The 9,398-nt window shown below is 51.0% G+C and carries 9 protein-coding genes; 5 read left to right on the forward strand and 4 right to left on the reverse strand.

Features of this window, described 5'->3' with window-relative positions; translation table 11 throughout:
* Window positions 1-620 precede the first annotated feature (620 nt).
* The 4 genes from AADEFJLK_RS21150 (at window position 621) to pqqA (ending at window position 3,853) form a co-directional block, all read left to right on the forward strand.
* Window positions 621-2,333, forward strand: coding sequence for a PQQ-dependent dehydrogenase, methanol/ethanol family (locus tag AADEFJLK_RS21150; RefSeq protein ID WP_157679503.1), 1,713 nt, complete (start codon window positions 621-623; stop codon window positions 2,331-2,333).
* Between the two features lie 32 nt (window positions 2,334-2,365).
* Window positions 2,366-3,253, forward strand: a complete 888-nt coding sequence (locus tag AADEFJLK_RS21155) for a substrate-binding domain-containing protein (RefSeq protein WP_103975673.1) — start codon at window positions 2,366-2,368, stop codon at window positions 3,251-3,253.
* A gap of 7 nt (window positions 3,254-3,260) precedes the next feature.
* Window positions 3,261-3,677 carry a c-type cytochrome gene (locus AADEFJLK_RS21160; protein ID WP_157679505.1) on the forward strand — a complete coding sequence of 139 codons (417 nt, stop codon included), beginning with the start codon at window positions 3,261-3,263 and terminating at the stop codon, window positions 3,675-3,677.
* A gap of 101 nt (window positions 3,678-3,778) precedes the next feature.
* The gene (gene pqqA, locus AADEFJLK_RS21165; RefSeq protein WP_088621719.1) at window positions 3,779-3,853 is read left to right on the forward strand and encodes a pyrroloquinoline quinone precursor peptide PqqA; all 75 of its coding nucleotides are present in this window, start codon (window positions 3,779-3,781) and stop codon (window positions 3,851-3,853) included.
* A 148-nt stretch (window positions 3,854-4,001) separates the two neighbouring features.
* On the opposite strand, the gene AADEFJLK_RS21170 is transcribed toward pqqA, so the two are convergent.
* The 4 genes from AADEFJLK_RS21170 to AADEFJLK_RS21185 form a co-directional block, all read right to left on the reverse strand.
* Complete coding sequence (locus AADEFJLK_RS21170; RefSeq protein ID WP_170065201.1) at window positions 4,002-5,426, reverse strand: C13 family peptidase; 1,425 nt, start codon at window positions 5,424-5,426, stop codon at window positions 4,002-4,004.
* Window positions 5,427-5,609: 183 nt separating this feature from the next.
* The gene (locus AADEFJLK_RS21175) at window positions 5,610-6,620 is read right to left on the reverse strand and encodes an isocitrate/isopropylmalate dehydrogenase family protein (RefSeq protein ID WP_103975682.1); all 1,011 of its coding nucleotides are present in this window, start codon (window positions 6,618-6,620) and stop codon (window positions 5,610-5,612) included.
* Window positions 6,621-6,981: 361 nt separating this feature from the next.
* Window positions 6,982-7,548, reverse strand: coding sequence for a YceI family protein (locus tag AADEFJLK_RS21180; protein WP_088621186.1), 567 nt, complete (start codon window positions 7,546-7,548; stop codon window positions 6,982-6,984).
* 104 nt (window positions 7,549-7,652) lie between these two features.
* Window positions 7,653-8,255 carry an FMN-dependent NADH-azoreductase gene (locus tag AADEFJLK_RS21185; RefSeq protein ID WP_103975675.1) on the reverse strand — a complete coding sequence of 201 codons (603 nt, stop codon included), beginning with the start codon at window positions 8,253-8,255 and terminating at the stop codon, window positions 7,653-7,655.
* Between the two features lie 105 nt (window positions 8,256-8,360).
* On the opposite strand from AADEFJLK_RS21185, the gene AADEFJLK_RS21190 reads away from it, so the two are divergent.
* Complete coding sequence (locus AADEFJLK_RS21190) at window positions 8,361-9,254, forward strand: LysR family transcriptional regulator (protein ID WP_088621721.1); 894 nt, start codon at window positions 8,361-8,363, stop codon at window positions 9,252-9,254.
* Window positions 9,255-9,398 lie beyond the last annotated feature (144 nt).

The following is a 9,398-nucleotide window of genomic DNA, read 5'->3' on the forward strand; positions in this document are numbered from 1 at the left end:
ATTTTATTCTCCCCACCCCAACCCTCCCCATCAGGGGAGGGAGTTGCCCACCTTAACAAGCCTTAGCTCTCCGCTAATCTTCCCCACTATTTAGAGGTGACTTTATGAAAAACTTGATGATCGAGTTAATGCAATTGCCCTGAGTGCAATAGTCTTTAGCCCTTGCACGATGGACTGAGCGAGTGTACGAACATTTAGCCTGTCGTTTGCTTAACGCCGGATTCTATAACCATGCAAAAAAGGATGACTATTTTTGCGTGTTTTATGCTGGGTTAGCGCGTAGCAAATACAGCACTACTCCAACAATGGCCTGCCCCATAAAACAATATGGCTACTTAACTTATTGTAAAGTAAATAAATTAATGTAATAAAATTATTGTCATCGTTAATTAAGGGTAAGGTGACAATGTTTATATTACCGATATTTTATGGCAATTTTTAACATAAGCTGTTGGCTTTGTAATTGCATAACCCCTTTATGTATAAGGAAGACATACTTTACCGAATTTTCACTTTTTTGAGGAGGCCATTAGATGCCAGTCACAAATATGCTTTTTTGTAACCGAAAGCCACTTCATCGCTTAAATACACGCCTAGCTCCGCTTTGCGCGGGCGTTATTTTGGCTCTTACGCTAGGCGGCAGTGCCTTGTTTAGCGGGACGGCGGCAGCGCAACAAGTCGGCGCGGGCGCCGAATGGACGACTTCTGGCGGTACGGCAGATGGTACGCGCTATAGTACGCTGACGGATATTACCCCTGCGAATGTCGGCCTGTTAAAAGAAGAATTCGCCTTCCAAACTGGCGTTAATGGTAGCCACATGGGCGACCCGTTAGTTGTCGACAGTACCTTATATGCGGTCACGCCTTACCCGAATAAGTTGGTCGCTTATGATCTTAATACGGGTAAAGCCAAATGGACGTATAGCCCGGCGGTCAACCAATATGCTAAGGGGGTTAATTGCTGCGACACCACCAATCGCGGGGCGGCTTATGCCAATGGTAAGATTGTTTACAATCTGCTCGACAATACCACGGTCGCCGTCGATGCGGTCACTGGCAAGCAAGTCTGGCGGACTAACCTCGCCGATCCGCATACGGGTGTGACCATGACAGGCGCGCCACTGATTGCGAAAGGCAAAGTGTTTGTCGGCACTTCCAGCGGTGAAATGGGTGTCCGTGGCTGGGTGCAGGCGCTGGATCTGGCGACGGGTAAGAAACTTTGGCGTGCCTATACGACCGGCCCTGATAAAGATGTGTTAATCGGGGCGAATTTCCACGCGTTTTACCCGAAAGATCAGGGCAAGGATATAGGTGCGACCAGTTGGCAAGGTACGGCTTGGAAACAGGGCGGCAGTTCGGTTTGGGCTTATTTGACCTACGATGCCGAATTGGATTTGTTGTTCTACGGCACTAGCCAGCCGGGGGTTTGGAACCCAGACATGCGCCCTGGTGATAACAAATGGGGCGCATCGGTTTTCGCCAGAAAACCGGACACAGGCGAGGCGATTTGGGCTTATCAGGTCACGCCGCATGATAATTGGGATTACGATGCTATCAGCGAAAATATCGCCGTCGATCAAACGGTTAATGGCACGTTGCGCAAGCTGTTGGTGCATTTCGATAAGAACGGCTTCGCTTATACCTTTGACCGGGCGACAGGCGAAATCTTGCTGGCCAATCCCTTCATCGGCGAAATTACTTGGGCGAACGGTGTGGATCTGAAAACGGGCTTGCCGGACATCAATACCGATAAGCTGACGCATCAAGGGGCGGAAACGGACAATATTTGTCCGTCGGCGCTCGGTGCAAAAGGCTGGGAGCCGGGTACGTTCTCGCCAAAAACAGGTTTGTTCTATATCCCAACATTTAATATGTGTATGTCTATGCACATGCTGAAAGCCGAGTATGTCGCCGGTGCGCCTTATATGGGCAACGATATAGCAATGGGCTTGGGGGCGGATCCGAGCTTTACCGGGGAGCTGATCGCTTGGGATGCCCCGACGGGTACGAAGAAATGGGGTGTTAAAGAGCGTTATGCCATTTATGGCGGCATTCTCAGCACCGCTGGCGGCGTGGTTTTTTACGGAACCCAAGACAAAACCTTTAAGGCGATTGATGCCAGTACCGGAGCGGTGTTGTTTAAGACGCAGTTGGAGTGCAGCACTGTCGGCAACCCTATCAGTTTCACTGGCCCGGACGGTAAACAGCGCATTGCGGTGTTCAGCGGTGTCGGGGCGATGGCTGGGGCTATAGGGGGCGGTGGCGCTTGTCATAGTAACAAGACGAGTACCGCTATCGGCGGCGGCGAAGTGCATGTGTTTAAGCTTCCTTAACCGCTATTTGTCTACCGCTAAGGAGAAGGGTAATGTCCGAACGGCTTCAACCATTCGCGTATAAGCTACGGCTGGCTTGCGCCGCCGTTTTGCTGGCGGTGACGGCAGGGGCGGCGGCGCAAGGCCAGTTCCGTGTGTGTGCGGATCCTGACAATATGCCTTTCTCCAATCGGCAGCAACAAGGCTTTGAGAATAAGATCGCCGCCGTGTTGGCGAAGGATTTACACGCCCGCCTGAGCTATACCTGGCTCAGGCAAAAACCGGGCTTTATCCGCCAAACCTTGGGCGAGCGGCGTTGCGATGTTGTCATCGGCGTACCTTACGGCTACGAACGGGTGCTGTCCACCCAGCCTTATTACCGTTCCAGCTATGTATTTGTCACCGCTCGCCGCCGCCATTTGGCTTTTAGCTCTTATGATGACCCGATACTGCGCGAGTTAAAAATAGGCTTGCATACGATCGGCAATGACGGCGCTAACTCGCCGCCCGCTAATGCCTTGGCTCACCGTGGTATTGTTGGGCATATCGTCGGCTATTCCATGTGGGGCGAAGCGTCGGTGAAAAATCCGCAAGGCCAGATTGTTGATGCCGTCGTTAAAGGGGATATTGACGTGGCGATTGTCTGGGGGCCGGTAGCGGGGTATTTTGCGAAAAAATATGGCAAAGCTCTGGAAATAGCCCCCGTGCCTGCCGATGCCCAAATGCCTTCGATGCCGGCCTTTTTTGATTTTGCCATGGGGGTCAGAAAAGATGACACGGCTTTGGCGGCAAAGTTGGAACACAGTATGGCTAAGAAACGCCGCAACATTCAAGACATTTTGCAGGCTTATAACATACCGCTCATTACATCCAGTACGGACTCGCCCCCATCCCAACCCAGCACAGATGGGGCGGCTCCACCAAACCATAACAAGAGGTAAATCTATTATGCGAGTTCTACCGAATATCGTTAACATTAGCTTGGGGCTGGTTCTGCTCACAGGCGCAATAGGCGTTGCGTCTGCGCAGGGCAATTTCGCAACAGCAACAACGGCTACAGCCCCCAATTGCATGGCCGCAACCTTGGATGCGGCTGGGGAAGGGCGACGGGCTTTTATGCGCCTGAACTGTTATAGCTGCCATGGCATGGGAGCCAAAGGCGGCATTATGGCGCCTAATATTGCTGGCGCTGAAGCCGGAGATATAAAAGAAGTGGTTCCTAACGGCTCAGACGAGGGAATGCCAGCCTTTAAAAAGTACCTGTGCACCAACGATATTGCCAATTTAACGGCCTATTTACGCTTGGTCGGCACGGGTAAAGAGCCAACCTTTACAGAGTGGTGGGTGACTTACCCGGCACGATAGGCAATCCGGGCAGACCTGCTTAAGTGAACCAAGCGGTTAGGCGGCAGTCTAGCTATTGCGGACATTCACCGCTAATTAAACTTTTTTGAAGGTGATTTGATATGAAATGGGAAACACCACGTTATAACGACCTACGCTTTGGTTTTGAAGTGACGATGTATATTTATAACCGCTAATTGGCAGTTGGCGATACTGGACGGGGTCTTACAGTCATGTAGACCCCGTTTTTTATTGTTATCGGTAGCCATAGGTACGGCCTTGGGAAGCTTAACAACGCTACCAGAATTGGTGTTAATGTGGCCTGTCTTGAAGATTGGCTGGCACTTAACAGGTAGTTTTGTCGCTTTCCCCACCCCCGCACACCCTAGCCCCAATCTCCTTACCTAAGCTCTCCAGTTTGCCCTCTATCGCTTTCCCGACAAACAACTGCGGCAAAGAGGCCTCTATACCCTCGCGTTTTTCCCGTTCACTGATGGTGATTTGGGCTTTTTTCAGGGCGGCGATGATGGCGTAGTCATGTGGCAGCAGGTCTTTGAACACCGCTTCACCAAAATAGGTGAATTCTGATGCGGTGCCGCAGCCGAAGGAGGTTTTATCGGCAGCGGCGGCGGTGGCTATTAAGGTATCGTCGCTTTCTAAGGCTTTGATAAAGCCGCCTGAGTAGCAGGCCGAGACGATGATCACCCGCCATTTTATGCCGGCATTATCCAGCATGGCGCGTAATTTTTCTGGGGTGATGTCGTTTAACGCTAAGGGCCAGAAGGAGACGGCGAAACGGTGGTCGCGGGAGCCGTGGCTGGTCATGTACAGCATCAGCACATCTTCGTCTTTATCCATGATGCTGCCGATGCGTTTAAGCGTGGCGGCTAAGTTGGTAGCATTGGCAAGCGGTATGTTGTCGCGGGTATGCAAATGGTTAACTAGGTTAATGGAATGGCCTTGGGCGCCGAAGCGGGTATCGAGCATGTTTTTGGCGAAGGCGACTTCTTTTGAGAACACGTCTTCGCTGGCATACCCGGCAAAGCCGATAAAGAATAGCTCGCTCAGGTGCTTGCGCTGGGGCGTTAAGGTTTGCAGGGCGGCGGACAGAATATCCGGTTGGCGGTACATGAGCTGTTCGGCATCCATTTTCCGGTATTCCGCCCATCGGTCGTCGTCTTCGTTGTCTTCGGGGTCGGGATGATACCAAAAGTCTGTGGTTTCGCCGAAGACGCGCGTTTGTAACCCTCCGCTGAAGATAAGGGTTAACAGGGCGACCGATGCCAGTGCTTTCTGGTGGTTGGAAGCGATGTAGAAAACGCGCCATAAAATAACGTACAGATAGAGGTAAGCCAGTACGATAAAGAGGTTAAGGGCCGAATAGGGTGATGCTGTCGGGTTGCTTGTATGGTTTTGCACATACTTATTTATGCCGATGATGAGATCTAAAACAGGGGCGGTCGTGTTGAGGATGACGATGCCGGTCGCCAAAAACGGCCAGGATTTTTTCCAGAATTTGGCGATGATAAAAATGAGCAGCCAAGAGATTAATTGGCGGAAGAAATAGTCGGGCAGGGCGTAAGTATTAAACAGCGGTTCGGGTAGGGTAGATAAATAGCTGATGGCAATGGTCAGCGCCAGGTCAATCAACATGAGTACGGCGATTTGGTCGCCGTTAATGACAAAACTAGGGCTACCGCAGGGACGGAACGAGATTAGGCGTAAGCCCATCCATAGATTGATTTGGGTATCTTTTAAAAACTTACGCATAGTTACCGCCGTTGACATGAAGGTGAAGGCTTTGCGGTAAAGTATAGTGAAAATGGTCGTGATGTGGGCAGTTTTTAGGGCTTTGCCTCGCGCCTTTCATGATAAGCCGGGTTATGCTAGCGCTAACCCGGCTTACGGTGGCTTATTCTGTGCGGTAAAGACAGAAATTACGGTGATGGGCTCTTATTCCATTGCCGCCGCAATCGCACTGCCCATTTCCACTGTACCTGCTTTGGTGTTGGGGTTTAAGTCAGGGGTGACGTAAATGCCTTCATTGACGACTTTTTCGACGGCCTTAACGACCCGTTCGGCGGCTTCAGTTTCGCCGATGTGGCTAAGCATCATTGCCCCCGCCATGATAACGGCGGTGGGGTTGGCGAGGTTTTTGCCGGCAATGTCCGGTGCACTGCCGTGTACGGCTTCAAACAGGGCGGCATCCGCACCGATGTTCGCGCCGGGAATTAAGCCTAAACCGCCGACCAAGCCTGCGGTCAGGTCGGATAAAATGTCGCCGAACATATTGGTGGTGACCACCACGTCGAATTGTTTGGGGTTCATGACCATGTGCATACAGGCGGCATCAATAATTTTTTCGTCAAAGTTGATGTCGGGATAGCGGGCGGCGACTTCTCTGGCAACATCTAAGAACAGGCCTTGGCTGAATTTGAGGATGTTGGCCTTATGGCAGACGGTAACTTTTTGGCGGTTATTGTCACGCGCATACTGGAAAGCATATTCGACGATGCGCTCGGAGGCGCTGCGGGTGACGACGGCAAGGCTTTCGGCGATGTCTTTTTTCGGGCTTAAATAATGCTCTAAGCCGACGTACAGGCCTTCGGTGTTTTCGCGCACGATAACAATGTCCACGTCGTCGTAACGGGTTTTGATGCCGGCCCAGCTTTTAGCCGGACGCACGTTGGCGTAGAGGTCGTATTGTTGGCGCAGGGCGACGTTGATGCTTCTAAAGCCGGTACCGACCACCGTGGTCAGTGGGCCTTTAAAGGCGACACGGGTTTTGTCAAACGATGTCATAGTGGCATCAGGCAAGGGTGTGCCGAATTTCTCAAATGCCGACAGGCCGGCATAAGCTTCTTCCCATTCTATTTTAACGCCAGTGGCATTTATGACCTTCACCGCTTCATCCATAATGGATGGGCCGATGCCGTCACCTTTAATTAATGTAATTGTGTGCATTTTTTTCTCCTTGGGTTTAAAAAGGGTAGGGGTCTTGGTGCCATGCACCAATAAGGCGCAAAAAACCTCAGCCAATCACGCTTTAATTCGGGGCGGCTGAATTATAGAGCGATAAAAAGGGTTTTTATAGTGGATAGGCAAATATTGCTGGTTCTATAAGGCTAGGGTAGCTTAATCAAGCAATTTTCGCACCTAAAAATAATCGCTTTGTGTTGGGGGCGGTAAAAACGGTGTGACGGTTACGGCGAGGAGGGGGATAATGGTTACAGAGCTTAGAGACCATCTGTTAATAGTGGCCTTATTTGCTTTAGCGTGTGGCGGCTTGTTGTCGCCGCCACGCCGCTTAAACGTTGGTGTAGGTTTATTCTTTGACGGCTTCAACCGGAATAGTTAGAGTGACTTCATCGCCCACATGCGGGGCATATTTGCCCATATTGAAATCGCTACGTTTAACGACAGTTGTGGCATTGGCGCCGCAAGCGTCTTTTTTCAGCATAGGGTGAGGCATACACTGGAAGGACGTTACCGCTAAGGTGACGGGTTTGCTGATCCCTTTGAGGGTCAGGATACCGTCAACGGCGACTAAGGCCTCGCCCTCGAATTTGAGGGTGTTAGAGGTGAAGGTTGCAGTGGGGTAGGTGGCGGTATCGAGGAAATCTTTGCCTTGGATATGTTCGTTAAACAGCGGGGAGCCGGTATCTACCGAGGTGGTGGCGATGGTGACATCGACCGAGCCGGATTTGGCTTGGCGGTCAAGCACGATTTTTCCGGTGGCTTTATCGAAGCGGCTTAGTTGGGTTGAGTAACCAAAATGGCTGTAAGAAAAGCGCGGTAAGGTATGGGTGCTGTCAATAAGGTAGGTTTCTGGCGTGGCTAAGGCGGCGGTTGAGAAGAGCGCGGCTAATGTCAGCAGGGTAATGCGTTTCATGATAAATCTCCTAATTAGATAAAACAAAAATGTGGGATGGTGTAGGGTAGGCCACAGGAGAATTGGAAAGGGTTATTCTAGTGACCCGTTATTTTTGGGTGTTTTCAAGCGGCCAGTTCCGCTAACCGTTGTTGGGCGTTAGCTAAGCTTTGCCCTTTTGTGGCCTCGCCCATGTTAAGCCCTTCGGCATAGACAAATTCTATATCGGTAATGCCGATAAAGTTAAGGAAATTGCGTATATAAGTGGTTTGGCTGTCTAGTGCCGTTCCGGCATACAGGCCGCCACGGGTGGCGAAGATGTAGGCCTTTTTGCCTGACAGCAAGCCTTCTGGGCCGTTTTCGGTATAGCGGAAGGTTACGCCAGCGCGGGCAATTTGGTCAAAATACGCTTTGAGTGTCGAGGGGATGCCAAAGTTGTACATAGGCAACCCTATGACGACGGCTTGCGCTTGTTTAAGTTCATCGATCAGCGCGTCCGATTCGGCAATATAGGCTTGTTGCTCAGGGGTGCGGGCTTCGGGTGGGGTGAAAAAGGCAGAAACCCGCGCTGCGTCCAAATGGGGCAGGGGATCTTTCGCCAGATCACGGCTGATAACTTGGGCAGCCGGATTATGGGTCTGCCAAGTAGTGACGAATTCATCGGCAAGTTGGCTGGAATGGCCGTCCGATGAGAAGATGCTTGAGTTAAGTTGCAGCAGTGTGGTCATGTTTTTGCTCCATCAGTAAAAGTTGGCACTATTTAAGCCTTTATTAAAAAGATAAAAAAGCATAATAATTGGCTAATATTAATGAATTTATTCGATAGGTCTATTATGTCTGCCCATATCTCTTTAGAACAATGGCGCTCTTTAATCGAAGTCGTCGATGCGGGCGGTTATGCCCAAGCGGCGGAAAGGCTGTGCAAAAGCCAATCCGCAGTCAGCTATGCCGTACAAAAAATAGAATCCTTATTAGGGGTAAAAGCCTTTGAGATTCAAGGCCGCAAGGCCGTCCTTACACCGACCGGACACATGCTTTACCGCCGCGCCCAAGCTTTGCTGCGTGATGCCCAAGATTTGGAGCGGGCCGCGCATAAGCTGTCGGCGGGCTGGGAGGCAGTCATTACCATCGCCGCTGAAATTTTGTTGCCGACCGACCTGTTGTTGGCAGGTATGCAGCGCTTTAGCCAAGAAAGTCCTGGGACGCGCATTGAACTGATCGAGTCGGTGTTAGGCGGGACTTCAGATGCACTGCTGAGCGGTAGTGTGGACTTGGCGATTTCGCCGCAATTGCCGACGGGTTTTTTGGGGGAGATTTTAATGCGGGTACGTTTGTTGGCGGTGGCCCATGCCGACCATCCCTTACACCATCAAGGCCGGGAATTGACTTATCTGGATTTACGCGCTTACCGGCATGTGGTGGTTCGGGATTCGGGGGTCAAGCGCGACCCGTGTACAGTAACTGTTGAGGTTGACCAGCGTTGGACGGTGAGCCAGGTGGCGACATCAATCCAAGCGGTCTGTAAGGGGTATGGCTTTGCTTGGTTACCCGAAGAGCATATTCGTGAACAGCTACGGACGGGGCTGCTAAGGCCCTTACCGTTGCGGGAAGGCGGCACACGCGAAGCACCGCTATACTTGATTTTGGCTAATCCTGATTTTGCCGGGCCAGGGGTCAGGCGTTTGGTTGAAATTATCAGAGAATCGGTATTGAATAAAGTTATTTAACTCGATCATCAAGTTTTTAATATTAGAATAAGCAACTTAGCCATTAGATATTGGATTAGTATTTTAATTAAGTAAAAACAACAAGCTGCAATGGAATCCGTCCCCCTCCCCTGATGGGGAGGGATGGGGTGGGGAGAATCTAAA

It is taken from the genome of Methylovulum psychrotolerans (assembly GCF_002923755.1).
GTDB lineage: Bacteria > Pseudomonadota > Gammaproteobacteria > Methylococcales > Methylomonadaceae > Methylovulum > Methylovulum psychrotolerans.